This is a genomic window from Ruegeria sp. CH5 (genome assembly GCF_056537025.1).
In genome coordinates this window covers 1-22,970 of the sequence record NZ_JBQFQT010000007.1, presented here as the reverse complement: position 1 = coordinate 22,970, position 22,970 = coordinate 1, and the positions used below count along the sequence as shown (strand labels likewise).

Here is a 22,970-nt window from a genome sequence, read left to right as displayed (position 1 = left end):
CTTCGGGCCAGCGCAGCAAAGGCCCGATTAGCCGTTCTGAAAGTAGAACGACAGCTTCCGGCTGACCCCGCCCGGAGGTTTCGGGAAGGGCGATGCGCGGCGGACCTGTTCCTTGGCGGCCCTGTCGACCTCGGTCGAGCCAGAACTGTCGATAATATCGACCCAGGCCAGTGTTCCGTCCGGGTTGATTTCAAAGAAAACTTTGGCAAAGCCGCGAACCGAGACATAGACCGGCGGAGTTCTGTTGAGGTGGACAAGAACCTGCCCGGCGTAATTGGTGACATTCGAGTTTCCCGGGCCTCGACCGCCGGACTGATTGGAGTTGCCTCCTCGGCTGAAGGAATCGACCCCCTGTCGGCGATAGGTCGTCAGCGGCGAGTCGATCTGCTTGTTGGGAAATCGCAGGTTGTCAAAACTGTCCAGCCGGCTGGCCCTTTGGTCGGGTACAGGGGCCGGAGCAGGGGGCCGGTCCGGAAGGCGCGGGCGGATCGATGTTGCAACCGCCAGATCCGAGACGCCGTCTTCGGTGTCGCTTTCGACCGGTTGCTGCTCCTCCGCCGGCACTGAGGGGTCCGGGATCGGCGAGGGGGCCGGCAGGGCTGCCAGTTGCTCTGGTTCCGAAACCGGGTCCTCTATGGGTTCGACCGGTGCTTCGGGCGCCGCTGCGGACTGCGTTTCGGCTTGGACGGGGGGTGTTTCATCCACCTCATCGGCGGCCTGCCGATCACTTTCGGCCGAGTCCGCCGGCTCAACTATTTCCGGAACGGGCTGATCAGGCTGCACCGGGTTGGTTTGTCCGATATCAGGCGAGTTGACCTTTTGCGGGTCCGACGAGGCGACCAGTGTTTCGCTGACGGGTATTTCGGCCCGGTCCGGCTCTGTCGGCTGTTCGACATCGGGCTCGGGCTCTTCTGCGGGGGTTGGCGGCTCGGGCGGGGTCGCGGTTTCCGCCAGATCCTCGAACGCGTTGCCCAAGGCAACCGTGTCCGGTTGCGAACCGGCCGTCGCAGGTTCCGCAGAATCCCGCGCGGCTGGCAGCAGCAGGAAAAGGTGGAGCAGCACCGAAAGCACAACGGCCAGCGCCGCGACAAACAGAGATTCCCGGATCATTCGAGCGCCCGTTCGGTCACCGCAAAGACTGCGGTGGCGCCGAGACGGCGCAAGGCGCCGGTGACTTCGATCAGGCGTGCCCCGGAAACGTTCCGGTCAGGCACGATCCGCACGGGTTCTTCCCCCCGGCCGGTCATGTAGGTCTGCGGATCCGTCGGAGTCCCGCGAAAGCTGAGCGTCCCGTCAGCGTGAAGAACCAGTGCATCGGGTGGTTCGCGGCCATCCAGATCGGATGTGTTGACCAGTTCCAAGTCCGGGTCCAACGGTTGAGCAACGGTTCCGGCGATCAAAAAGAAGATCAGCATCAGAAAGACCACGTTGATCAACGGGATGGTCGAGTCGCGCTTGCGGCTTGGGCGGTCGTGGCGGATCATGGGGTCACTCCAGAACCGTTACCGACAGACCGTCGAGGCCGCGCAATTTCACCAGAAAGTCAACAAGCCGTTGGGCGTTGACGTCGCCGTCAAGACTGACGAGCACCTGCCCGGGCTGCAGTGCTTGTGCCAATTCATCCAGCGAGAGCGGTGCTCCGTTCAGCACCACGCGGTTCGCCCCCAATTGCACAAAAGCGCGATCCGACGGGGCGCTGGGCTCTGATGGGCCCGCGGCTGCGCTGCTGAGTTGAATTTCTCCGAATGTCGAAAAGGTCGACGTTAGCATGAAGAACAGCAAAAGCAGAAAAATCACGTCGATGAGCGGTGTCATCGACATGGCGCGCCGAACGAATGGGGCCGCGTTACGCATGTCCCGGCGCGGCGACAAACGCGGTGCTTGTCGTTGCTGTAGGCAGCGCCTGGGTCGGTACCAGGATCGTGCGCAAGGCCTTGTCTGCGAACACCCGCTCGCGCGCGGTGCGGCTTTCGAACCAGGACAGGACCATGGATGTGGGCATCGCAACCGCCAGACCTACAGCCGTTGTCACCAGCGCAACCCAGATCCCACCAGCCAGCAGCGACGGATCTACACCGGCCCCGGCCGTCTGCAGGCTTTGGAACGCTTCGATCATGCCCAGAACCGTGCCGAACAACCCCAGCAAGGGGGCCAACTGCGCGACCGTATCCAAAAGCCGGAAACCGCGCTCGAGCCCGGCCAACGCCAATCCGGCTTCGGCGTCCAGCCGTTCGTCCAGCCCCGCCGTATCCGGGGCGTTCATTGCCGCACCCACGATCGGGGCAAGGTAGCTGCTGCTGGCGGCCAGACGCTCGCGCGCAGTGTCGTGGTCTCCGGCATCCCAGGCCGCCAATGCCTGGGACAGCACCCTGTGGCGGCCGACGCCACAGGCCGCAAACTGCCAGAGCTTGTAGATCGAAACCGCCACGGTCAGGATCGACATCACAAGAAGGATCGCCACTACTGGCCCGCCTAGTGCAAGGATCTGGCCAAGCGCGTTGAAGATGTTCATCCCAAAAGCTCCATTTCCAAGCGGCTGGTCACCGAAAGGGCCGAATTGCAAAGATCACTCTCGGAACCGCCTGTTACGCAGGAACTGGCTCCGTTTATCAGAACGCGCCCGACCGTTGCGCATGGTCTGTCGGGCAGGTCGAACTGGCGCACACGCGGGCGCTCCTGCGGCAAATCCCGAAAATCGAACAGAGACAGTTTTATCACCGAACCCTGCGTGTCGAAGATCACGGTTTCGAAAACGGCTTTGTCGATCGCCTGTCCGGTTTCGTTGGTGATCAGAAATGACAGCCGACAGGCCTGCCCCACATCCTGCGCCGCGTTGAGTTCCAGTGACAACCCTGCGCCATCGGCGTCAGATGATTGCGCACTGGCCGCAAAGGGGAGGGCTGACCATGCGATAAGGGCGGGTAAAAGGTGACGCAGTTTCAATGATAGAACCTCATTCTGAACACGTGGTACCTGCAGCCCGCCAAGCAATGCTGGCGCCGTGCCTGTAATATCTTAGACCGGCTGTACGGGGAAGGGTTGGCGCGGGCTTTGTGATCGTTCGTCAGGCGAAACCTCGCCAATACTTTTGTAGGTCCGCGGCTGTCGCTCAGGTTTCGACAAGATATCTGTCCGACAGAGGCAGGCTGGCTGCCCCCAGGGCGCGGGCATCCGGACCCACCGACCCGGCCAGAACCGAGGGCTGCTCGAGCCCGGTAAAGTTCAACCGGGAGAGATGCGTCTCGACACGTTCGATCAGGCGCGCGGTAACGCTCTCGGGCATCCAGCCGTCGATTTTCACCGTTTCAAAGTCGATCAGGCTGCAGGAAGACAGGATCGCATAGGCCAGACCTTTCGCGGCCTCGACCATCCATGCTTCGAGAAGCGTGTCCGGCATGTCCCAATGGTCCGGGGTCTCCCACATGTGGAAGGGATCCAGCCCTGCGGCGACAAGCTTCTGCTCAAGCACGCACAGGCTGGCGACATCGATCAGGGGTTTGACTTCGCCCGAGCCGACGGGAACCGGCAACGGACCCAAGGCGCCTGCATTCCCGCGCCCGGAAAAAATGACGCCGTTCAGGACGACTCCCCCGCCAATGAAGTACCCCATGTAAAAATACAGAAAGTTCCGCGGTCTTTCGGATGGTCCGAACACCAACTCTGCCCCGCAAGCCGCGGTGGCATCATTCTGCAAATAGACGGGGATGTTTCGCGCTTGGGAAAGACTGGCCTGCAGATCGGCCGAGCGCCATGGATCCATCCTTTCTTGTGGGACATTCAGGGTCTGCGCCCAGTCCCAGAGATAGAAGGGCATCGCAATGCCCAACCCGGCAACCCGGTCACGCGATGCTGCCGGCATCTGGTGTATCATCCTGTCCAATGTGCCCGTGGCGAAATCCAATGTCGCATCGGGGGTGGGATAATCATAGGTCTCGCGCGCGCGATCCCGTACTTTGCCCAGGAAATCGGTCAAAACAAGCTCGGTGCTGCGGCGGCCGACCTTCAGCCCCAGAAAATAGGCCCCATCCGGATTCAGGCGCATTGGCACTGAGGGTTGCCCAACCTTGCCACGTTGTGGCTCACCCCGCAGCAGCAACCCATCGCTTTCCAGTTGGCGCATGATCACCGAGACAGTCTGCGCCGACAATCCGGTCATGCGGGCCAGCTCCGATTTGGCGAGCGCCTGGTGCCGGCGAACCAGCGACAACACCAGTCGTTCGTTGTGGGCGCGCATGCCACTTTGGTTCGTCCCGCGCACGGTCGAAACACGCTCGGGCGGATTGCTCTGCGCTGATTGTTCGTCGGGCACGGGCCGCTCCTCCTTTAGTCAAGAATGTGGATGCGCCTACCCAGTGTCAATAATAAATAAGAGTGATTTATTTATTGACAGAACCCGAGAATCACCGGATGGTTTTACGCATGGGAGCCGGCGGAATTCCGTCCGGACTCCTTAGATGCCCATCGGGTATCGGAGATATTGGGAGGAAAAGCCTTGAAGATTTCAACATTTGCTGGCGCGACCGCGCTGGCCTTTACAGCCATGGCAGGCGCTGCCGCCGCGCAGGACACGGTCTGCCTGATCACCAAAACCGACACCAACCCCTTCTTCGTGAAGATGAAAGAGGGGGCCACCGCCAAGGCCGAAGAGCTGGGCATGACGCTCAAGGCGTTTGCTGGCAAGATCGACGGCGACCATGAGACACAGGTGCAGGCGATCGAGACCTGCATTCTGGACGGCGCCAAGGGTATCCTGTTGACCGCATCCGATACCTCGTCGATCGTTCCGGCCGTCCAGCAGGCGCGCGACGCCGGTGTGCTGGTCATCGCGCTGGATACACCGCTCGAACCGATCGACTCGGCGGACGCGACTTTTGCAACCGACAACTTTCTGGCGGGCGAGCTGATCGGCAAATGGGCCGCAGCCACGCTGGGAGACGAAGCCCAGAATGCGAAGATCGCGATGTTGGATCTGGCAGTCAGCCAGCCTTCGGTCGGGGTGCTGCGCGATCAGGGCTTCCTGCAGGGGTTCGGCATTGACCTGGGCGACCCGAACAAATGGGGCGACGAAACCGACCCGCGCATCGTGGGCCATGACGTCACCGCCGGGAACGAAGAGGGTGGCCGCAAAGCCATGGAGAACCTTCTGGCCAAGGACCCGATGGTCAACGTGGTCTATACGATCAACGAACCGGCCGCCGCCGGCGCGTATGAGGCGCTCAAGGCCATCGGCCGTGAAAACGACGTGCTGATCGTATCTGTCGACGGCGGCTGCCCCGGCGTGCAGAACGTGGCCGACGGTGTGATCGGTGCGACCTCGCAGCAATACCCGCTGCTGATGGCGTCGCTTGGCGTCGAGGCGGTCAAGAAATGGGCCGACGAGGGCGTGAAGCCCGAGAACACACCCGGCAAGGACTTCTATGACACCGGTGTTGCGCTGGTGACGGACAAGCCGGCCGATGGCGTCGAGTCGATCTCGGTCAAAGAGGGCATGGACCTCTGCTGGGGCTGATCTGAACCCTTCAGGGGCCGCAGCGCGCGGCCCCTGAATTGAACCACGACCTCACCCGAAATTTTGCTAGAGTCGCCCCAAGACGGGAGCTTGACGCATGGGGGAACCTCACTGATGTCCGACACATCGAGACAGTCCGACGACTTCGAAGCCGCGGCCAAAGGCAGCCCGGAACAAGTTGCCGAATTCGAAGATCACCACCGCGGTTTCATGGGGACGGTCCAACACTTTCTGCATGTGAACCCGTCGCTGGTGCCGCTGATCGTTCTGGTCGCGGCGATCCTGATTTTCGGCGCCGTGCTTGGGGCCAAGTTCTTTTCGCCATTCGCACTGACCCTGATCCTGCAACAGGTGCAGATCGTCGGCATCGTCGCCGCCGCCCAGAGTCTTGTGATCCTGACCGCCGGGATCGATCTTAGCGTGGGCGCGATCATGGTCATGTCCTCGGTGGTGATGGGCCAGTTCACCTTCCGCTATGGTCTGCCGCCCACGGTGGCGATCCTGTGCGGTCTGGCCATCGGGACCGCCATCGGCGCCGTGAACGGGTTCCTGGTCAGCCGGGTCAAGCTACCACCCTTCATCGTGACGCTGGGCATGTGGCAGATCGTTCTGGCCGCCAACTTCCTGTATTCACAGAATGAAACCATCCGGTCGCAGGAAATCGAGGCCAACGCCCCGATCCTTCAACTGTTCGGCGCCAAGTTCAATGTCGGCGGGGCTGTTTTCACGGTCGGAGTGATCTTCATGCTGGTGCTGATCCTGGTTCTGGCCTATGCGCTGCGGCATACCGCGTGGGGGCGCCATGTCTATGCCGTGGGCGACGACCCCGAGGCCGCCGAGCTGTCGGGCGTGAATGTGCATCGCACGCTGATGTCGGTCTACATGCTGTCGGGGCTGATCTGCGCCTTTGCCGGCTGGGCGCTGATCGGGCGCATCGGCTCGGTCTCGCCCACCTCGGGGCAGTTGGCCAACATCGAAAGCATCACCGCCGTCGTGATCGGAGGCATTTCATTGTTCGGGGGGCGTGGATCGATCCTGGGCTCGTTGTTCGGGGCGCTGATCGTTGGCGTGTTCACCCTCGGCCTGCGGTTGTTGGGCGCGGATGCGCAGTGGACTTTCCTTCTTATCGGTATGCTGATCATCGCCGCCGTGGCCGTGGACCAGTGGATCAGAAAGGTAGCAGCGTGATGGAACTCATTCTCAAAGGGCGCAATCTGGTCAAACGCTATGGCAAGGTCACGGCGCTGGATCATTGCGATTTCGACCTGATGCCGGGCGAGATCCTGGCCGTGATCGGCGACAACGGCGCGGGTAAATCGACCCTGATCAAGGCGGTTTCCGGTGCCGTCGCCCCGGATGAGGGCGAGATCTGGCTGGAAGGGCGAAAGGTCGATTTCCACTCGCCCATCGACGCGCGCGAAGCCGGGATCGAAACGGTCTATCAGACGTTGGCCATGTCGCCCGCCCTGTCGATCACCGACAACATGTTCATGGGGCGCGAGATCCGGCGCAAGGGACCGTTGGGTTCGGTGTTCCGGATGCTCGACCGTCCGGCGATGGAGAAGTTCGCCCGCGACAAGCTGAACGAACTGGGGCTGATGACGATCCAGAACATCAACCAGGCGGTTGAGACCCTGTCGGGTGGACAACGTCAGGGTGTCGCCGTGGCTCGTGCGGCGGCGTTCGGGTCTAAAGTCATCATCCTTGACGAACCCACCGCGGCGCTTGGCGTCAAGGAAAGCCGGCGGGTTCTGGAACTGATCCAAGACGTGAAATCGCGTGGCATTCCGATCATTCTGATCAGCCACAACATGCCCCATGTGTTCGAAGTGGCCGACCGCATCCATGTGCATCGGCTTGGCAAGCGGCTCTGCGTGATCGACCCCAAGGACTACACCATGTCCGATGCCGTGGCCTTCATGACGGGCGCCAAAGAGCCGCCGGAACAGGATCGCGCGGCATGACGACCGAAGGGTCATCGCCGCAGGCGCTGGCCGAGCGGATCGCCGACGCCGCAGCCGGGCTGGCGGACGGCGAGGCGCGTCAGCTTGTTGCCGTAGCCGGGCCGCCGGGTGCGGGGAAATCCACCGTGGCCGCTCTTGCCCAACAGGCGCTGCAGGGGCGCGGCATTCCGACCGGGCTGCTGTCGATGGATGGTTTCCACTATGACAACCAGATCCTGACGGCACGCGATCTGCTACCGCGCAAGGGTGCGCCCGAGACATTCGACCTGCCGGGCTTTCACGCCTTGTTGCGTCGCCTTCAGGCCGAAGACGAGGTCGCCGTGCCCGAGTTCGACCGCGTGCTCGACAAATCCATCGCAGCCTGTTCGTTCGTGACCCGTGACCAGCAGGTGGTGATCGTCGAAGGGAACTATCTCCTGCTGGACGAACCGGGATGGAACGATCTTCGCGACCTGTGGGCGCTGACCGTGTTTCTGGACGTGCCCCTGCCGACACTCGAGGCGCGCCTGCTGGACCGTTGGATCGGGCTGGGCCTGCCGCGCGACGAAGCCGAGCGCCGAGCCTTCGCCAACGACATTCCCAACGCCCGACGCGTGGTGCAGAACTCGGGCGCGGCCGACCTGGTGCTGCGTTAGCCGAACGCCTTGTACATGTAGGTGGTGGGTTCGAACACGGGCTCGAACGGGTTGCGGCAATAGCCGGGAATCTCTCCGGCAGTTTCAAAGCCCAGGCTTTGGTACAGGATGCGCGACGGGTCGGTGCTGCGCGTGTCGAGCACCAACAGGGTTCGGCCAAGTTTGACGGCGCGCTCTTGCAGGGCACCCATCAAGGCGCGGCCCAGCCCGCGCCGCCGTGCGTCGGGATGCACCAGCAGCTTGGCCACATCGGCGCGGTGTGGCTGGTTGGGCATCGCGGCCGGAATCAGCTGAACCGTCCCTTGGATGCGTCCGTCGCCATAGGCCACGAAAAGATCCAGCTCTCCGGCTGACAGCGCAGGGCGCACGCGCTCCTGCCAATAGGCGCGCGCGGCGTCACGGGAAAACGGCAGAATGAACCCTATGCTGGCGCCGGTATGCACGCAGCCATGCAGGATATCCGCCAGATCCTCCACCGCCTGGTCAAAAGTCGTTTCGGTCAGGCGTGTAATCATATCAGCACCAGAATGTAGCGGGCGCCGCGGGACGCCTCGGTTTCAAAACGGGTCGCGCCTGACAGATGATAGCGGAGGCAATCACCCCCGTTCAGCGCATGGGACGTTCCATCAACGGTCAGGGTCAGTGCGCCATCCAGCACGATCAAGTGATGTTCCTGCCCGGGACGAGGCGGTGCGTCATAGGTGATCGTTGTGCCGGGTGGGAGGTGACATTCCAGAACCTCGCCCGTCAGCCCCGCCGAGGGCGGCGACACCGATCGCCGCGTGAACCCGGTTTCGGGGTCGCGCCATTCGATCTGCCGTTCGTAAGGAACCTTGGGCTCGAAGCTGTCCTCGACCATCATCAACAGGCGCGACATTGGCAGTCCGTAGGCTGCGCACAATCGGCCAAGATTCTCGGCCGTCGGGCTGACCTCGGCCTTCTCCATGCGCGACAGGGTGGCCCGGCTGACCCCGCTGGCCTGCGCGAGTTGTTCAAGCGACCAGCCCCGGCTGCGGCGCAGGTCGCTCAGGTGGCGCGCGAGGCGGCTGGACAGGTTGTCTAGCATTTCTCATATCCGAGAATAAGTTTCGATAGTGAGAAAATAAGCAGAAATAAATAAAATAAAAAGGGGCGCCTGTTCCGCGCCCCTTCAACTGCTCGATATGATGGCGGCTTACTTCCAGCCAACCTCGTTGAAGATCTTCTGGGCCTCGGGGATGTTCTTGGCGACTTCAGACAGGTTCACGTCGTCGGCCTTGAATTCACCCAGAGCGGCCACGTTCTCGGCCAGCTCAACACCTTGGACGGCCGGGAATTCATCGTTGCCGTTCGAGAAGTAGACCTGTGCCTGATCGCTGGCCAGGTATTCGAGGAACTTGACCGCATTGTCCTTGTTCGGGGCATGGGCCGCGACGCCCGCACCCGACAGGTTCATATGTGCGCCTTCGGCATCCTGCGCGGGGAATTGAATACCGATCATGTCGACGCTGTCCGACAGGCCCTTGACGTCTTTGCGCAGAGCACGTGCAAAGTAGTACGAGTTCGACACGGCGATTTCGCATTCACCGGACACGATTCCACGCAGCTGATCGGTGTCGCCGCCCTGAGGTTCACGCGCCATGTTGGCCACGACGCCCTCGGCCCATTCTTTGGCCTTTTCGGCACCATGATGGGTGATGATCGAGGCCAGCAGGGTCTGGTTGTAGGTGTTGCTGGACGACCGGATGCAAACCAGCCCTTTGTATTCAGGGTCGGCCAGATCCAGGTAGGTGGCCGGCGGGTTGGTCACGTCATTCTTGTCGTAGAAGATGATGCGCGCGCGCTGCGAGAAGCCGAACCACTGGTTGTCTTCGTCCTGCAGGTTGGCGGGGATGCGCTCTTCCAGAACGTCGCTGTCGACCGCCTGCAGCAGGCCGGCGTTCTTGGCCCGCGCCAGGCGCGAGGTGTCCACGGTCAGCAGGATGTCGGCGGGCGAGTTCGCGCCTTCGGCTTCCATCCGCGCGATCAGCTCGTCGGCCTTGCCTTCGATGCGGTTGATCTTGATGCCAGTGGCTTCTTCGAAATCGGTGTAGAGACGCTCGTCGGTGTCGTAATGGCGCGAGGAGTACAGGTTCAGCTCGCCTTCAGCGGCGGCCGATCCGGCGATCAGGGCCGACAGTGCGGCGGCGATAAAGCTCGTGGTTTTCATCTGTGGATGTCCCGGTTGTCGAATCTCATGAGCGGGGTATTTCCCGACTGATTTTCTCAATTAAACGATTCCGGGTGGGATGCAAGAAAATCCGACAAAATTACTTGGTCTAATTTGCCGCAGCGTGTTTAAGTGCGCCGGACAGGCATGGCTAGCGCGCGCGTTGAATTGTCTCGACCGACAAAATGGTCGGCAAATGCCTGGCGATCTCGGTCCAGGTTTCGCCTTCGTCGGCGCTTGCAAACACCGAGCCGCTGTTGGTTCCGAAATAGACACCCGCAGGGTCGCAACAATCTCCTGCCATCGCCTGGCGCAGAACCGTGAAAAAGCAGCTGGTCTGCGGCAGCCCTTCGCGACAAGCGGTCCAGCTTTGGCCACCATCGGTCGATTTCCAGACCGCCGCCGCCGCATCCGGCGGATACCGTCCGATGCTGTCTCCATTCAGGGGAATGGTCCAGATCGTATTGGGATCGTGGGGATGGACGTGGATTGGGAATCCAAAGGTCGACGGCAACCCGCCCGAGATATCGTCCCAGCTGCGCCCGTCATCGGACGAACGCCAGACACCATGATGGTTCTGTTGATACAGCAGCCCTTTGGTGCCGGGCGCCCGGACCATGTTGTGTACGCAATGACCGATTTGACCGTCCCGCGGCGCGGCCGGATGGTCGTGATGGCCGCAACTTTCGGCGTTCGACAGCCGGTTGCGCCGCTCCCACGTAGTGCCGCCGTCTTCCGAGGCGAATACTCCGGCCGCCGATATGCCCACCCACAGCTTTTGCGCATCGTCTGGATCGGAAACGATCGTGTGCAGCACCAAGCCTGCGGCCCCCGGTGACCAGTCTTCGGCTGAGGGGTGATCGGTCAGGCCATTGACCGTTTCCCAGGTCTGCCCAGCATCCGAACTGACCAACAACCGCGCCGGTTTTGTTCCCGCGTACAATGCCCCGCCCGTATGATGCAGCGACCAGATCTGCGAGAACTCGTCGCCGAACGGTGCTGCTTCTCCGGTCCACCCGATCAACTCGGCAAAGTCGGGATCGTTCGCGGCCCACTCGTCCTGCTGCCCTTGGGTGAGTTTGGTGACCTCCCAGCTCTGGCCCCCATCCTCGGAGCGCCAGACGCCGGCTCCGTGCCAGTCGCCGCCACCGCCGGCCCAGAGCGTCCCCGTTTCGTCATCTCCGACTGCGTGGTTGATGGGCCAGCCGCCGCAATGCGGACCCGTAATGCGCCAAGACGCGCGATCCGGGTCTCCGATGATCACGAAGGCACCCTTGGTGGTGCCCACCAGTATGTCGATGCAAGGGTGTTTCATCCGTTTCGCGCTCCCGGCTGTTTTGGACAGCCTAACACGAACGGTCAGTCTCGGCGCGCGGCACAAAAAAACCGCGCCCGGAGGCGCGGTTCTTTGAAACAGCGATTTGCCGTTCTCAGCCCTGACGAGCTTTGAACTTGCGCTGCGTCTTGTTGATCACATAGACGCGGCCTTTGCGACGCACAACCCGGCAGTCGCGGTGCCGGTTCTTGAGCGAGCGGAGCGAGTTCTTGACCTTCATGGTCTCTCTCCAATTCTGCGGCGCCTTCATCAAGGACGTGGCCAGCGCCTGGGTTAGCGGGTGCCCCGGGTCAGACCCGAAACAGTGAAACGATGGTGGGCGGTACAAGGATCGAACTTGTGACCCCTTCGATGTCAACGAAGTGCTCTACCGCTGAGCTAACCGCCCACTTTCCCTTTGCGTATCCTGCCCCATAACGAAACGGGGCGCGGATCTCCGCGCCGGTGGAGGGGTCTATAAAAGGAGTCGCGAAGGGGTTCAAGGGGTTTGGTCCAACAATTTTCCGGTCTATGTTATCGGCAAAGAAGGAGAGGCCATGCACAGCGCCGCATACGCTTTGGAAATGCCCGCAGAACGCACGTCGTGCGTTGTTTTTTCTTCGCCACATAGCGGCCGGAACTATTTGCCGGGCTTTCTGGATCGTTCGGTTCTGAACCGCAATGTGATTCGCTCTTCCGAAGATGCCTTTGTCGATCAACTGTTCGCTTCCGCCTCGATCCATGGCGCACCGTTGATTGCGGCACAGATGCCGCGCGCGTTCCTTGACCTCAACCGCAGCGCCGAGGAACTGGATCCTGCGTTGATTCTGGGCGCGCGCCGCCAGGGACACAACCCGCGCGTGGTGTCGGGGTTGGGCGTGATCCCCCGTGTCGTGTCCAACGGTCGCGCAATCTACAGCGGCAAGCTTACGATGGACGAAGCGCGCCTGCGCATCGACACCTATTGGCGCCCCTATCACGCCCGCCTGAAGTCTCTTTTGGCCGAATCGATCGACATGTTTGGACAGGCCATCCTGATCGACTGCCATTCGATGCCGCACGAGGCTGTTGCCATGGCCGGGAACCCCAAGGGGCGCCGTCCCGAGATCGTACTGGGGGATCGGTTTGGTGCCTCGGCATCGGGCGTCATTGTTGATCAGATCGAAGCAGCCTTTTCGTCCGCCGGTCTGACAGTGGCCCGCAACACGCCCTTTGCAGGGGCGTACGTGACCCAAACCTACGGGCGTCCCGCCCGTCATCAGCATGCGATTCAGATCGAGATCGACCGGGCGCTCTACATGAATGAGAGCACGATCGAGCCCAACGCCAATTTCTTGGCGTTCAGGGATATTCTGGAAGAAGTCATCGCGGATATCGCCCGAATTGGATCTCAGCCGGCACGGTTGGCCGCCGAATAGGAAGAGCTACCGCAGCGCTCGGCCCTTCACGATTGCATCAGTTCCATATTTTCGGCGGATCTCGTCGGTCGCACGTTCCGCTTTCGAGCGTTGCGTGGCCCCGGGGTCCAGCAGGTCGCCGGATATGTCGGCCTGATCTTCGGCGCATAGGTCTGACAATCCGCAGCCCAGCAGACGAAAGGGGCCCTGATCGCCGACCTGATCGAACAGCCCGCGAGCGGTGCGGTAGATGCGGTCGGCCATCTGTGTCGCATCCCGCAACGAGACCCGGCGGGTCAGCAGTTTGTGGTTGGCCTTTTTGAGCTTCAGCGTCACGACCCGCCCGGCCAGCCCCTTGGCCTTCGCTCGGTCGGCCACCTTTTCGGCCATGCGCCAAAGGTGGCCGTCCAGAATGTCGGGGTTGGCGGTGTCTTCAAAAAACGTTGTTTCATTGCTGATCGACTTCATCGGCTCGTGGGCCGAAACGCGCCGCTTGTCCTGCCCTCTGGCCAGGTGCCACAGCCGATAGCCCATCGAACCGAAGCGCGCCGTGAGGGCCTCTTGATCCCATCGCAGCAAGTCCGAGAATGTGCGAATGCCGGCCCGTTCCAGTGACTCCTGCGCAGCCGGTCCGATGCCCCAGATCAACCGCACCGGTTTGTCGTTCAAAAACTCGGCGGTTTCCGCCTTGCCGATCACGGAAAACCCGCGTGGTTTGTCCAGGTCGGACGCCACCTTGGCCAGAAACTTGTTGTGCGAAAGCCCGATCGAGCCGGTCAGGCCCAGTTCGTCTTTCATGCGTTTGACCAGCCGTGCCAGCATCACCGCGGGCGGCGCGCCATGCAGTCGCTGGGTGCCTGACAAGTCCATGAATGCCTCGTCCAGTGACAAGGGTTCGATATCCGGTGTCAGTTCGTCCATCATCGCGCGGATCTGTCGTGAGACCTCGACATAGACGGACATGCGCGGTTTGATCACCACTGCATTGGGGCATAGTTTCAGCGCCTGAAACATTGGCATCGCCGAGCGTACGCCGCGAATACGCGCCACATAGCAGGCCGTTGACACCACGCCACGCCGTCCCCCGCCGATGATCACCGGCTTGTCCGCAAGTTCGGGGTTGTCGCGCTTTTCGACCGAGGCATAGAACGCGTCGCAATCCATATGGGCGATGGTCAGATCGAACAGCTCTGGATGCCGCAACACCCGCGGGCTGCCGCAGGAGGGGCAGCGCCGTTCGTCGTGAAGACTGGCAAGGCAATCGCGACAGAGAGCGGGCATCATTTCCTTTCCACGGGCACCGCGAATGAGCGGGCCGGCCGAGGTGCCAAAAGTACAACACAGCACGCTGCAGCGCAAAGCGATTGAACGAAAAGGTGGGGCCGACAAGAAGACCCCCCGCAGTTTCGCGGGGGGAGGTAACGGGCCTCAGGAAGACGCGGCCCGTTGGGGAGTGTCTCTTGATCAGAATCGCCCAAAAATGTCGATTTCGATAGGCCTACGAAGCAGGTCCCAAAACTCGTGTTTTTCATGTGTGTTTTGGGGCACAGAGGCAATTTGGCGCAGCCGCGGCCAGAAGTGACGCAAGGTCAACCGCTTGCGGGCCAAATCGTGCTTCTGGAATGGTGATTTGACGCGACTTGCCCTCGAAAGGTTACACCGAACGCAACTCGGCCAGTACGGCGTCGGCTGCAGCTTTGGGGTCGGCGGCCTGATAAATCGGCCGCCCGACCACGATGTGATCGGCCCCTTCATTGATTGCGGCGGCGGGTGTCGCGACGCGTTTCTGATCGCCAAGGTCCGATCCGGACGGCCGCACGCCAGGGGTGACGATCAGTCGGCCTTCGGCCTGGGGCAGGGCGCGGATCAGGGCCGCCTCTTGCGGACTGGCGATCACGCCGTCGGCGCCGGCCTCGAATGCGCGGGCCGCGCGTTCCAGAACCATGTCCTGCATGTCGCCGGACTTCATCAAACCTGCATCCAGATCGTCACGGTTCAGCGAGGTCAGGATGGTCACCGCCAGGATCTTCAGATCCTTGCCTGCCGCGCCTTCCTTGGCGGCACGCACCACGTGGGGGTCGCCGTGCACGGTGAGGAAATCCAGATCGAACTGGGCCAGCTCCCGCACGGCATTCTCGACCGTGTTGCCGATGTCGAACAGCTTCATGTCCAGGAAGATGCGCTTGCCGTGCTCCTGCTTCAACTCGTTTGCCAAGGCCAACCCACCACCGGTCAGCATGCCCAGACCGATCTTGTAAAACGATACCGCGTCGCCCAGCGTCTCGGCCATTTTCAGCCCTTCCAGCGCGTTGGGCACGTCGAGGGCGACGATCAGGCGGTCATCTGCGGTTTGGGGCAGGGCTTTGGGCATTGTTTCGACCTTTCAGGCTTGACGGGATCGGCGCTTCTGTAGAGCGTGTGGCGCAATCAGACAAGAAAAGACGCAGGGAAGTACAGGATGATACGGTTGGGTGTGATGGCTTCGGCAGCTGTTTTGGCCGGGGCGGGCGCTGTCTGGGCCGGCGAAACCGATTGCGGAGAGGCCCGACTGGTCTGGGCGGACGTCAAGGACAGCGGGTCGGCAGCAGCCATCCAAAGCTTTGCCGAGGTCTATGCGGAGTGCCCGATTTACTCGCAGCTTGCACGCGAGCAACTGGCCGAATTCAATGGAGGCTCACCTGAACCGGAGGAGGTCAGCACCCCCAAAGAAGACACACGACGCCTGCTTGTCACCGACCTGCGACCCCGGCCGGAACCAAACCCCGACGATCCGCCATACGAGCCCGACTATTCGGACGGAGAATATGAGTGCCTGATGGCCGCTGCCGCTCCGGGCCAGTCGCCCTATTTCGACGGGGTGGAATGGGCGGACATGGACGCTGAGGACGCAATCGGCATCTGCGCCGATGCCCTGTTGAACGCGGACGAAGCTGATGCCGAGGTTGTGGCGGCGTTTGCCCGCGCGCTTCTGAAGGGCGGCGAATTGCAGATGGCGCTCGAGTTTTCCGAAATGGCTGCGATGGAGTGGAGCGGGCTCGCCATGAACACGCTCGCTTCGCTCTATAACGAGGGTCAGATCGTTCCCGAAAACGATGAAACGGCGTTCGGGTGGTACATGGCGGCCGCCGATGCCGGCCTGTCCATGGGAATGCACAACGTGGCATACGGCTATGAACACGGGGATGGTGTCGCGCCCGACATCGACAAGGCGCTCGAGTATTATGAACGGGCTGCGTTCTTTGGGTATGATCCTTCTATGGTCCGCCTTGGCATCTTCCATCGCGACGGTATGCATGTCGCACAGGATATGGACCGCGCGGTCGACTATCTGGAGCGGGCCGCCGATCACGGAAACGTCGATGCTGCGGTGCATCTGGGCTTGATCTACGAAACCGGCCAGAACGGATATCCCAAGGATATCGAAAAGGCGCTGGAGTATTATTTCCAGGCCGCCGAAGAGGATGACGTCGTGGCGCTGCATAATCTGGCGTCGCTGACCTATCACGGGCGGGACGGAGTACCCCAGGACACGCAGGCGGCTTTTGTGCTCTGGGGCAGGGCGGCCGAGCTTGGCCATATGGCCTCGCAGCGCAAGTTCGGCCGGCTGCTGCACGAGGCGGGCGAGATCGAAGGCGCGTTGAAATATTACCGTCTTGCGGCCGATCAGGGCGACGACGTTGCAACAAAACTGATCCGGGAAATCGAAGGCGATTGACCGCCACGGCTGGCAGGGGAGACCCTGGTTTCCCCGCTTTGGCCCAACTGTGCTATGGTGCCGCCATTCAGGACCAAAAATTGCACCAAAGGGACAGACCATGAAGCATCTATTTCCGCTGGCCGCCGTGGCCGCGCTCGCCGCTTGTGACGACACCCCTCCACAACCCGAGACGGGCGCTGCCCCGCCGCCCACCAACGACGATTTGTACCTGGTCGGCGGCTATCGGTCCGAGGATGACTGGTGCCAGTTGACCGGCGAAACCGCCTTTACCGTCAATTTCCTGGACCACACGGCCGACCTTGTCTCGTGCCCCACCGGCAGCGCCGCCGCGCAGTCGCTGGTCGAAATGCAGAATGCTCAGCAGGTGACCGAAACCGGCGGCTATACCGTCTATACGATTCCCCGCGGCTGAGCGTTTTTTCACCCGCTACCCTCTTGAAGCAGCGGGGACATTTCCCAAATTGATCCATGAGGCCCGGACCACTGCGTGCTGCCAAGCAGGCGCAAATTTAACGGGCGCTTGGAAAAGGAGAATGCCATGGACTTGAACAAGTTCACCGAGCGTGCACGAGGTTTCGTGCAGGCGGCGCAAACCATTGCGCTGCGCGAGGGACACCAGAGATTGGCTCCCGAACATATTCTGAAAGCACTGATGGATGATGACCAGGGGCTGGCCAGCAACCTGATCAAACGTGCGGGCGGCGCGCCCGAGCGCGTGGTCGAAGCGCTGGATGTTGCCCTGGCCAAGATCCCGAAGGTCAGCGGCGACGCGGGCCAGGTCTATCTGGACGGTCAGACCGCCAAGGTTCTGGACGAAGCCGAGAAGATCGCCAAAAAGGCCGGCGACAGCTTCGTACCGGTCGAGCGCGTGCTGATGGCTCTGTGTATCGTCAAATCCAAGGCGAAAGAGGCCCTGGAAGCCGGTGCCGTGTCCGCCCAGAAGCTGAACGAGGCGATCAATGACATCCGCAAGGGCCGTACGGCCGACAGCGCCAATGCCGAAGAAGGCTATGACGCGCTGAAGAAATATGCCCGCGACCTGACCGAGGCCGCCCGAGAGGGCAAGATTGACCCGATCATCGGCCGCGACGAGGAAATCCGCCGCGCCATGCAGGTGCTGTCGCGCCGGACCAAGAACAACCCGGTTCTGATCGGTGAGCCCGGTGTGGGTAAGACCGCCATCGCCGAAGGTCTGGCTCTGCGCATCGTGAACGGCGACGTGCCGGAATCGCTGAAGGACAAGAAGCTGCTGGCCCTGGACATGGGTGCCCTGATCGCCGGTGCGAAATACCGCGGTGAGTTCGAGGAACGCCTGAAAGCCGTTCTGAACGAAGTCACCGCGGCCGCCGGCGAGATCGTTCTGTTCATCGACGAGATGCACACGCTGGTCGGGGCCGGCAAGTCCGACGGTGCGATGGATGCGGCCAACCTGATCAAGCCCGCGCTGGCGCGGGGCGAGCTGCACTGCATCGGCGCCACCACGCTGGACGAGTACCGCAAATACGTCGAGAAGGACGCGGCCCTTGCCCGCCGGTTCCAGCCCGTCTTCGTGCAGGAACCTACGGTCGAAGACACGATCAGCATCCTGCGCGGCATCAAGGAGAAATACGAACTGCACCACGGTGTGCGCATCTCGGATTCGGCGCTGGTGTCGGCCGCGACCTTGTCGCACCGCTACATCACCGACCGTTTCCTGCCTGACAAGGCGATCGACCTCGTGGATGAGGCCGCCTCGCGTCTGCGCATGGAAGTGGACAGCAAGCCGGAAGAGCTGGACCAGCTGGATCGCCAGATCCTGCAGCTCCAGATCGAGGAAGAGGCGCTGAAGCTTGAAGATGACGCGGCTTCGAAAGATCGGCTTGAAGCGCTGCAGAAGGAACTGGCCGAGCTCAAGGAGAAATCCGCTGAGATGACCGCCCAGTGGCAGGCCGAACGTGACAAGCTGGCCAGCGCCCGAGAGCTGAAAGAGCAGCTGGACAAGGCGCGCGCCGAGCTGGAGATCGCCAAGCGCGAGGGCAACCTGGCCAAGGCCGGTGAGCTGTCCTATGGCGTGATCCCCGAGCTGGAGCGCAAGCTGGCCGAGGCCGAAAGCCAGGAAAGCAACGCGGTCATGGCCAAGGAAACGGTGCGTCCCGAACAGATCGCGGCCGTGGTCGAACGCTGGACCGGTATCCCGACCTCGAAGATGCTGGAAGGCGAGCGCGAAAAGCTGCTGCGCATGGAAGAAGCGCTGCATGCCCGCGTTGTCGGCCAGGACGAGGCCGTGCGCGCCGTGGCCAACGCCGTGCGCCGGGCCCGGGCCGGTCTGAACGACGAAAACCGCCCGCTGGGCTCGTTCCTGTTCCTCGGCCCGACCGGTGTGGGTAAGACCGAGCTGACCAAGGCCGTCGCCGAATACCTGTTCGACGACGAACACGCGATGGTGCGGATCGACATGTCCGAGTTCATGGAGAAACACGCCGTCGCCCGCCTGATCGGTGCCCCGCCGGGCTATGTCGGCTATGAGGAAGGCGGCGTTCTGACCGAAGCCGTCCGTCGCCGGCCGTACCAGGTGGTGCTGTTCGACGAGGTCGAGAAGGCGCATCCGGACGTGTTCAACGTGCTGTTGCAGGTGCTGGATGACGGTGTCCTGACCGACGGTCAGGGCCGCACGGTCGACTTCAAGCAGACGCTGATCGTGCTGACCTCGAACCTTGGCTCGCAGGCGCTGAGCCAGTTGCCCGAAGGGGCCGACACGGCGCAGGCCAAGCGCGATGTGATGGACGCGGTTCGGGCGCATTTCCGGCCCGAGTTCCTGAACCGTCTGGATGAGACCATCATCTTCGACCGGCTTCAGCGGTCGGACATGGATGCAATCGTCGACATCCAGCTGGCCCGCTTGCGGAAGCGGCTTGCCGGGCGCAAGATCGATCTTGTGCTGGACGATGCTGCCAAGGAGTGGCTGGCCAACGAAGGCTACGACCCGGTCTTCGGGGCGCGTCCGCTCAAGCGCGTGATCCAGCGTGCCCTGCAGAACCCGCTGGCCGAGGCTTTGCTGGCCGGCGACATCCGGGATGGCGACACCGTGCCGGTAACTGCCGGACCCGATGGTCTGATCATCGGCGACCGGTTGGGCACCAGCGACCGCCCGCGCCCGGACGAGGCCGTGGTCCACTAACTTGCGGCTTGGCTGAAACAGGAAAGGCCCGCCAGAAATGGCGGGCCTTTTTCATGCGCACCAATCAGTCGTGGTTCTGACGGCTTTTGCGCAATGCTCGCAAGTCGTCGGCACTCAGGCGCGGACCGGACTCGGGCGATGGTGGTGGTGCCGGCGGAGCCATGCGCTGGGCCGGATCCACCATATGGCGGCTGGGGCGCCCGCCCTGCAGTTTCAGATAGGCCAATACCGCACCCGCGGATTGCAGGCTCAGCCCCCAAAGCCCGACCAGGATAAAGCTGAGAAACAAGGCCACTGCAGGCCAGATCGGGTTTTCGATGGCGCCACCGCGGAACAGGCCTTCGATTTCGGTAACGGACGTTGCCAACGCCGGTAGCCCCGCCACGAAGGCCACGGCCAGAAAGGCGAGGACGTAAAGCACCATCATCGATACATAGCTGATGGCCACCAAAGCAAAGAGCGGCCAGAAGGACGCACCCAGATTGCGGAAGGGTGTATAAGGTCGGTCGTCAGGATCACTGCCCAAGGCCGCCGCAGCCAGGGGAACCAGCAGACTGGCCCGCGCAGCCGAGGCTACCGTGAATACCGCAACCGTGACGACGAGGCCCGCCACCGAAACCGACGCGCCGGCCGAGGTCAGCCGGTCCAGTGCCGGTGTTTCGGGGGTCTTGGTCAGATCGACCAGATTGGGCGCGACCTGAACAAAGGCCAACCCGACCACTGGCGCAAGGATCAGGCCGATCGCCAGGGACTCCGCCGCGCCATAGGCAATGGCGGGAACGATCAGCTTGCGATAGCCCACGCCGGGTCGGATCAGCTTTGACTGGAACCCGAACCGGGCGCCGACCATGATCGGGATCACGCCGGATGAGGCGCTGATCAGGAAGGTTGCGATGAACAGTGTTCCGGGCAGGATCAACCCGATGACGAACCCGATCACGCCACCCAACGCGCCGTACAGAAAAAGGCCGATGAGCAGGATCGGGAACGTCACCGCAAAGCGCCACAGGATCGAAAGGGACAAAGGAATGGTTTTGGTCAGTAACACGGGGCGGCCTTCACACAGTCTCTGGTGGTTTCGGCGATACCTTATCGGATGTGCAGCTTCCATCCCGTTGATGCCGTTCCAAACAGGTGTTCGTCTGTGCGCGACGGGAATGCAACGCAGGCTTCGTTACAGTCCCGTCTCTCAATCGTGACGCAAGTTGCGTTGGTCCGGTGTTAAAACGGGGCTAATTCAAGGCTGAATTTTTTAAATGAACGGAGAACGGAATGGCGCACCGCTGGATCAACACTCTGACACATGCCGATACGACCCCGCGGGCGGCGTTCCTGAACCGCCGACAGATCATGGCAGGACTCGCCGGATCGGGACTGGCGATGATCGCGGGCCGTGCAGGTGCGGAAGATGCGCTGGAGCAGAACACGTGGGAAGAGATCACCTCCTACAACAACTACTATGAGTTCGGGACCCGCAAGGACGACCCTGCGAAATACGCCCATACCCTCAAGACCGAACCATGGAGCGTCACGATCGACGGGTTGGTTGACCGCCCGGGAGAGTATGATTTCCAGGACATCATGTCCGAAATGACGATCGAAGAACGCATCTACCGTTTCCGCTGTGTCGAGGCCTGGTCGATGGTCGTGCCCTGGAACGGGTTCGAGCTGGCCGATCTGCTGAACATGGCCGGCGTGCAGGAAGGGGCGAAATACGTGGCCTTCGAAACCGCGCTGCGCCCGGATGAGATGCCGGGCGTTGCATATCCGGTTCTGGACTGGCCGTATCGGGAAGGTCTAAGGCTGGATGAAGCCATGCATCCGTTGACGATCATGGCGACGGGTATCTATGGCCGCCCGATCCCCAACCAGAACGGCGCCCCGCTGCGCCTGGTGGTTCCATGGAAATATGGCTTCAAGTCGATCAAATCGATCGTACGAATCACTTTGACCGAGGAAGAGCCGCCAACCAGCTGGAACATGGCCAACCCGCGTGAATACGGGTTCTACAGCAACGTGAACCCGACCGTGGATCATCCGCGGTGGTCCCAGGCCTCGGAACGCCGCATCGGCGGCGGGTTGTTTGCCAAGCGACAACCGACACTGATGTTCAACGGTTACGAAGAAGAGGTCGCAGGGCTTTATGACGGTATGGATCTCAGGGAATACTACTGAGGCCATGCACAAGCTGAACCAGATACTGCGCCGCGTTCCTGTCTGGGCGGTCTACATCGCCGGATTGGTTCCGGTGCCCTGGTTGTTCTACCAAGGCATGACCGGTGGCCTTGGATTCGAACCGATCGAGGCTTTGGAACATGAATATGGAGAACTGGCGCTTCAGTTGTTGATCCTGGGTTTGGCGGTCACGCCGCTGAGGCGGCTCACCGGCTTGAACCTCATGAAGTTCAGGCGGGCCATTGGCGTTTTGACCCTATCCTATGTGGCGTGCCATCTTTTGGTTTGGCTGGTTCTGGACGTGCAAGACCCAGGTCAAATTTGGGCAGACATCATAAAGCGACCCTACATCACGGTCGGCATGGCGGCATTCGTTCTGATGCTGCCGCTTGGGATTACGTCGAACAATGCCTCGGTCCGGTGGCTGGGGGCGGCTTGGCGGCGCCTTCACAAGCTGGTCTACCCGGCAGCCATTCTTGCAGGGCTGCACTACGTCATGTTGGCGAAGGGCTTTCAGATCGAGCCCCTGATCTACTTGTTTGTGATTCTTGCCCTGTTGCTGCTGCGCTTGCCCAAACCGGCATTCAATACGGCGTCCCGGCGCGCCGATTCCGCGTGACTCGGGTGCTGGGCTGTGGGTAACCATGTGGGCAAGTCAGGCAGCGAGTGCTTTCGCACTGCGAGGCCCAGGCGAAAACTCAGTTCTGGGGAGGTATGAAGGAATCAACACTCTGATAATAAACAATTATTTTTGTTATCGCGATTTTTTCCCAATTCCTGTCATTTTCTGCTTGCGGTGATTTGTAGTTATCCTTAGAACGCCCTTCACCGGCGCTGCTGAGGCGGTGTTGGTTGGTCGGAGTGACGGCCTGACGGACTGGAAAGACGGTTGAGACGCCTGGGAGAGACCGG

Annotated in this window: 25 protein-coding genes and 1 tRNA gene; 10 read left to right on the top strand and 16 right to left on the bottom strand. The window is 61.7% G+C overall.

Translation table 11 applies throughout. From position 1 onward, the window contains the following. Nucleotides 1–27 precede the first annotated feature (27 nt). The 6 genes from ACR0JC_RS17765 to ACR0JC_RS17740 form a co-directional block, all read right to left on the bottom strand. Nucleotides 28–1,110: an energy transducer TonB family protein gene (locus ACR0JC_RS17765; protein WP_170343510.1), complete on the bottom strand. Its 1,083-nt coding sequence runs from the start codon at nt 1,108–1,110 to the stop codon at nt 28–30. Continuing rightward, nucleotides 1,107–1,484: an ExbD/TolR family protein gene (locus tag ACR0JC_RS17760; RefSeq protein ID WP_170343511.1), complete on the bottom strand. Its 378-nt coding sequence runs from the start codon at nt 1,482–1,484 to the stop codon at nt 1,107–1,109. Before ACR0JC_RS17760 ends, ACR0JC_RS17765 begins: the two co-directional genes overlap by 4 nt. Before the next feature lie 4 nt (nt 1,485–1,488). Beyond that, a complete protein-coding gene (locus ACR0JC_RS17755; protein ID WP_254430029.1) occupies nt 1,489–1,854 on the bottom strand; it encodes an ExbD/TolR family protein in 366 nt (121 codons plus the stop codon). After that, on the bottom strand, nt 1,847–2,512 hold the full coding sequence (locus ACR0JC_RS17750) for a MotA/TolQ/ExbB proton channel family protein (RefSeq protein ID WP_170343512.1): 666 nt from the start codon (nt 2,510–2,512) through the stop codon (nt 1,847–1,849). The genes ACR0JC_RS17755 and ACR0JC_RS17750 overlap by 8 nt, the downstream gene beginning before the upstream one ends. Further along, nucleotides 2,509–2,850: a hypothetical protein gene (locus ACR0JC_RS17745; RefSeq protein ID WP_254430836.1), complete on the bottom strand. Its 342-nt coding sequence runs from the start codon at nt 2,848–2,850 to the stop codon at nt 2,509–2,511. Before ACR0JC_RS17745 ends, ACR0JC_RS17750 begins: the two co-directional genes overlap by 4 nt. Before the next feature lie 259 nt (nt 2,851–3,109). After that, entirely contained in the window at nt 3,110–4,234 is a 1,125-nt protein-coding gene (locus tag ACR0JC_RS17740; protein WP_170343538.1) for an ROK family transcriptional regulator, read from the bottom strand. Nucleotides 4,235–4,540: 306 nt separating this feature from the next. On the opposite strand from ACR0JC_RS17740, the gene ACR0JC_RS17735 reads away from it, so the two are divergent. From ACR0JC_RS17735 to ACR0JC_RS17720, 4 genes are all read left to right on the top strand, one after another. Further along, a complete protein-coding gene (locus tag ACR0JC_RS17735) occupies nt 4,541–5,509 on the top strand; it encodes a sugar ABC transporter substrate-binding protein (protein WP_093965461.1) in 969 nt (322 codons plus the stop codon). Between the two features lie 114 nt (nt 5,510–5,623). Next, the gene (locus tag ACR0JC_RS17730; RefSeq protein WP_170343514.1) at nt 5,624–6,697 is read left to right on the top strand and encodes an ABC transporter permease; all 1,074 of its coding nucleotides are present in this window, start codon (nt 5,624–5,626) and stop codon (nt 6,695–6,697) included. Beyond that, complete coding sequence (locus ACR0JC_RS17725; RefSeq protein ID WP_170343515.1) at nt 6,697–7,473, top strand: ATP-binding cassette domain-containing protein; 777 nt, start codon at nt 6,697–6,699, stop codon at nt 7,471–7,473. The genes ACR0JC_RS17730 and ACR0JC_RS17725 overlap by 1 nt, the downstream gene beginning before the upstream one ends. Then, on the top strand, nt 7,470–8,108 hold the full coding sequence (locus tag ACR0JC_RS17720; protein WP_170343516.1) for a nucleoside/nucleotide kinase family protein: 639 nt from the start codon (nt 7,470–7,472) through the stop codon (nt 8,106–8,108). The genes ACR0JC_RS17725 and ACR0JC_RS17720 overlap by 4 nt, the downstream gene beginning before the upstream one ends. Here the strand turns inward: ACR0JC_RS17720 and ACR0JC_RS17715 are convergent. From ACR0JC_RS17715 to ACR0JC_RS17690, 6 genes are all read right to left on the bottom strand, one after another. Continuing rightward, nucleotides 8,105–8,623, bottom strand: coding sequence for a GNAT family N-acetyltransferase (locus ACR0JC_RS17715; protein WP_170343517.1), 519 nt, complete (start codon nt 8,621–8,623; stop codon nt 8,105–8,107). The genes ACR0JC_RS17720 and ACR0JC_RS17715 overlap by 4 nt on opposite strands. Continuing rightward, a complete protein-coding gene (locus ACR0JC_RS17710; RefSeq protein ID WP_170343518.1) occupies nt 8,620–9,174 on the bottom strand; it encodes a helix-turn-helix domain-containing protein in 555 nt (184 codons plus the stop codon). The genes ACR0JC_RS17715 and ACR0JC_RS17710 overlap by 4 nt, the downstream gene beginning before the upstream one ends. A 108-nt stretch (nt 9,175–9,282) precedes the next feature. Next, nucleotides 9,283–10,296 (bottom strand): Fe(3+) ABC transporter substrate-binding protein, encoded by a 1,014-nt coding sequence (locus tag ACR0JC_RS17705; protein ID WP_170343519.1) that lies wholly within the window; start codon nt 10,294–10,296, stop codon nt 9,283–9,285. Nucleotides 10,297–10,447: 151 nt separating this feature from the next. Next, nucleotides 10,448–11,611 (bottom strand): WD40/YVTN/BNR-like repeat-containing protein, encoded by a 1,164-nt coding sequence (locus ACR0JC_RS17700; protein WP_170343520.1) that lies wholly within the window; start codon nt 11,609–11,611, stop codon nt 10,448–10,450. A gap of 115 nt (nt 11,612–11,726) precedes the next feature. Beyond that, nucleotides 11,727–11,852, bottom strand: coding sequence for a type B 50S ribosomal protein L36 (gene ykgO, locus ACR0JC_RS17695; RefSeq protein ID WP_005648635.1), 126 nt, complete (start codon nt 11,850–11,852; stop codon nt 11,727–11,729). 93 nt (nt 11,853–11,945) lie between these two features. Continuing rightward, nucleotides 11,946–12,020 (bottom strand) — tRNA-Val (locus ACR0JC_RS17690). Nucleotides 12,021–12,168: 148 nt separating this feature from the next. Here ACR0JC_RS17690 and ACR0JC_RS17685 point away from each other — a divergent pair. Continuing rightward, nucleotides 12,169–13,029: an N-formylglutamate amidohydrolase gene (locus ACR0JC_RS17685; protein ID WP_170343521.1), complete on the top strand. Its 861-nt coding sequence runs from the start codon at nt 12,169–12,171 to the stop codon at nt 13,027–13,029. A 6-nt stretch (nt 13,030–13,035) separates the two neighbouring features. Here ACR0JC_RS17685 and ACR0JC_RS17680 read toward each other — a convergent pair whose 3' ends face one another. Next, on the bottom strand, nt 13,036–14,289 hold the full coding sequence (locus ACR0JC_RS17680) for a DNA polymerase IV (protein WP_170343522.1): 1,254 nt from the start codon (nt 14,287–14,289) through the stop codon (nt 13,036–13,038). Between the two features lie 373 nt (nt 14,290–14,662). After that, nucleotides 14,663–15,379 carry an orotidine-5'-phosphate decarboxylase gene (gene pyrF / locus ACR0JC_RS17675; protein WP_170343523.1) on the bottom strand — a complete coding sequence of 239 codons (717 nt, stop codon included), beginning with the start codon at nt 15,377–15,379 and terminating at the stop codon, nt 14,663–14,665. 87 nt (nt 15,380–15,466) lie between these two features. On the opposite strand from pyrF, the gene ACR0JC_RS17670 reads away from it, so the two are divergent. The 3 genes from ACR0JC_RS17670 (at nt 15,467) to clpB (ending at nt 19,883) form a co-directional block, all read left to right on the top strand. Further along, on the top strand, nt 15,467–16,723 hold the full coding sequence (locus ACR0JC_RS17670; protein WP_170343524.1) for a tetratricopeptide repeat protein: 1,257 nt from the start codon (nt 15,467–15,469) through the stop codon (nt 16,721–16,723). A 100-nt stretch (nt 16,724–16,823) separates the two neighbouring features. Further along, nucleotides 16,824–17,138, top strand: a complete 315-nt coding sequence (locus ACR0JC_RS17665) for a hypothetical protein (protein ID WP_170343525.1) — start codon at nt 16,824–16,826, stop codon at nt 17,136–17,138. A 126-nt stretch (nt 17,139–17,264) separates the two neighbouring features. Then, complete coding sequence (clpB, locus tag ACR0JC_RS17660) at nt 17,265–19,883, top strand: ATP-dependent chaperone ClpB (protein ID WP_170343526.1); 2,619 nt, start codon at nt 17,265–17,267, stop codon at nt 19,881–19,883. A gap of 64 nt (nt 19,884–19,947) precedes the next feature. Here clpB and ACR0JC_RS17655 read toward each other — a convergent pair whose 3' ends face one another. Next, on the bottom strand, nt 19,948–20,931 hold the full coding sequence (locus ACR0JC_RS17655; RefSeq protein WP_170343527.1) for a hypothetical protein: 984 nt from the start codon (nt 20,929–20,931) through the stop codon (nt 19,948–19,950). A 224-nt stretch (nt 20,932–21,155) separates the two neighbouring features. Here ACR0JC_RS17655 and msrP point away from each other — a divergent pair, with 224 nt between their 5' ends. Further along, a complete protein-coding gene (gene msrP / locus ACR0JC_RS17650; protein WP_170343528.1) occupies nt 21,156–22,058 on the top strand; it encodes a protein-methionine-sulfoxide reductase catalytic subunit MsrP in 903 nt (300 codons plus the stop codon). A gap of 4 nt (nt 22,059–22,062) precedes the next feature. Continuing rightward, nucleotides 22,063–22,677, top strand: a complete 615-nt coding sequence (gene msrQ / locus ACR0JC_RS17645; RefSeq protein WP_170343529.1) for a protein-methionine-sulfoxide reductase heme-binding subunit MsrQ — start codon at nt 22,063–22,065, stop codon at nt 22,675–22,677. A 79-nt stretch (nt 22,678–22,756) separates the two neighbouring features. On the opposite strand, the gene ACR0JC_RS17640 is transcribed toward msrQ, so the two are convergent. Further along, the coding region (locus ACR0JC_RS17640) for a hypothetical protein (RefSeq protein WP_480764002.1) at nt 22,757–22,970 on the bottom strand (214 nt) is incomplete at its 5' end.

Coding starts and splice junctions, on each gene's coding strand:
- ACR0JC_RS17765 (WP_170343510.1), bottom strand. CDS start 1,110: ATGATCCGGGAATCTCTGTTTGTCGCGGCGCTGGCCGTTGTGCTTTCG.
- ACR0JC_RS17760 (WP_170343511.1), bottom strand. CDS start 1,484: ATGATCCGCCACGACCGCCCAAGCCGCAAGCGCGACTCGACCATCCCG.
- ACR0JC_RS17755 (WP_254430029.1), bottom strand. CDS start 1,854: ATGCGTAACGCGGCCCCATTCGTTCGGCGCGCCATGTCGATGACACCG.
- ACR0JC_RS17750 (WP_170343512.1), bottom strand. CDS start 2,512: ATGAACATCTTCAACGCGCTTGGCCAGATCCTTGCACTAGGCGGGCCA.
- ACR0JC_RS17740 (WP_170343538.1), bottom strand. CDS start 4,234: ATGCGCGCCCACAACGAACGACTGGTGTTGTCGCTGGTTCGCCGGCAC.
- ACR0JC_RS17735 (WP_093965461.1), top strand. CDS start 4,541: ATGGCAGGCGCTGCCGCCGCGCAGGACACGGTCTGCCTGATCACCAAA.
- ACR0JC_RS17730 (WP_170343514.1), top strand. CDS start 5,624: ATGTCCGACACATCGAGACAGTCCGACGACTTCGAAGCCGCGGCCAAA.
- ACR0JC_RS17725 (WP_170343515.1), top strand. CDS start 6,697: ATGGAACTCATTCTCAAAGGGCGCAATCTGGTCAAACGCTATGGCAAG.
- ACR0JC_RS17720 (WP_170343516.1), top strand. CDS start 7,470: ATGACGACCGAAGGGTCATCGCCGCAGGCGCTGGCCGAGCGGATCGCC.
- ACR0JC_RS17715 (WP_170343517.1), bottom strand. CDS start 8,623: ATGATTACACGCCTGACCGAAACGACTTTTGACCAGGCGGTGGAGGAT.
- ACR0JC_RS17710 (WP_170343518.1), bottom strand. CDS start 9,174: ATGCTAGACAACCTGTCCAGCCGCCTCGCGCGCCACCTGAGCGACCTG.
- ACR0JC_RS17705 (WP_170343519.1), bottom strand. CDS start 10,296: ATGAAAACCACGAGCTTTATCGCCGCCGCACTGTCGGCCCTGATCGCC.
- ACR0JC_RS17700 (WP_170343520.1), bottom strand. CDS start 11,611: ATGAAACACCCTTGCATCGACATACTGGTGGGCACCACCAAGGGTGCC.
- ykgO (WP_005648635.1), bottom strand. CDS start 11,852: ATGAAGGTCAAGAACTCGCTCCGCTCGCTCAAGAACCGGCACCGCGAC.
- ACR0JC_RS17685 (WP_170343521.1), top strand. CDS start 12,169: ATGCACAGCGCCGCATACGCTTTGGAAATGCCCGCAGAACGCACGTCG.
- ACR0JC_RS17680 (WP_170343522.1), bottom strand. CDS start 14,289: ATGCCCGCTCTCTGTCGCGATTGCCTTGCCAGTCTTCACGACGAACGG.
- pyrF (WP_170343523.1), bottom strand. CDS start 15,379: ATGCCCAAAGCCCTGCCCCAAACCGCAGATGACCGCCTGATCGTCGCC.
- ACR0JC_RS17670 (WP_170343524.1), top strand. CDS start 15,467: ATGATACGGTTGGGTGTGATGGCTTCGGCAGCTGTTTTGGCCGGGGCG.
- ACR0JC_RS17665 (WP_170343525.1), top strand. CDS start 16,824: ATGAAGCATCTATTTCCGCTGGCCGCCGTGGCCGCGCTCGCCGCTTGT.
- clpB (WP_170343526.1), top strand. CDS start 17,265: ATGGACTTGAACAAGTTCACCGAGCGTGCACGAGGTTTCGTGCAGGCG.
- msrP (WP_170343528.1), top strand. CDS start 21,156: ATGGCGCACCGCTGGATCAACACTCTGACACATGCCGATACGACCCCG.
- msrQ (WP_170343529.1), top strand. CDS start 22,063: ATGCACAAGCTGAACCAGATACTGCGCCGCGTTCCTGTCTGGGCGGTC.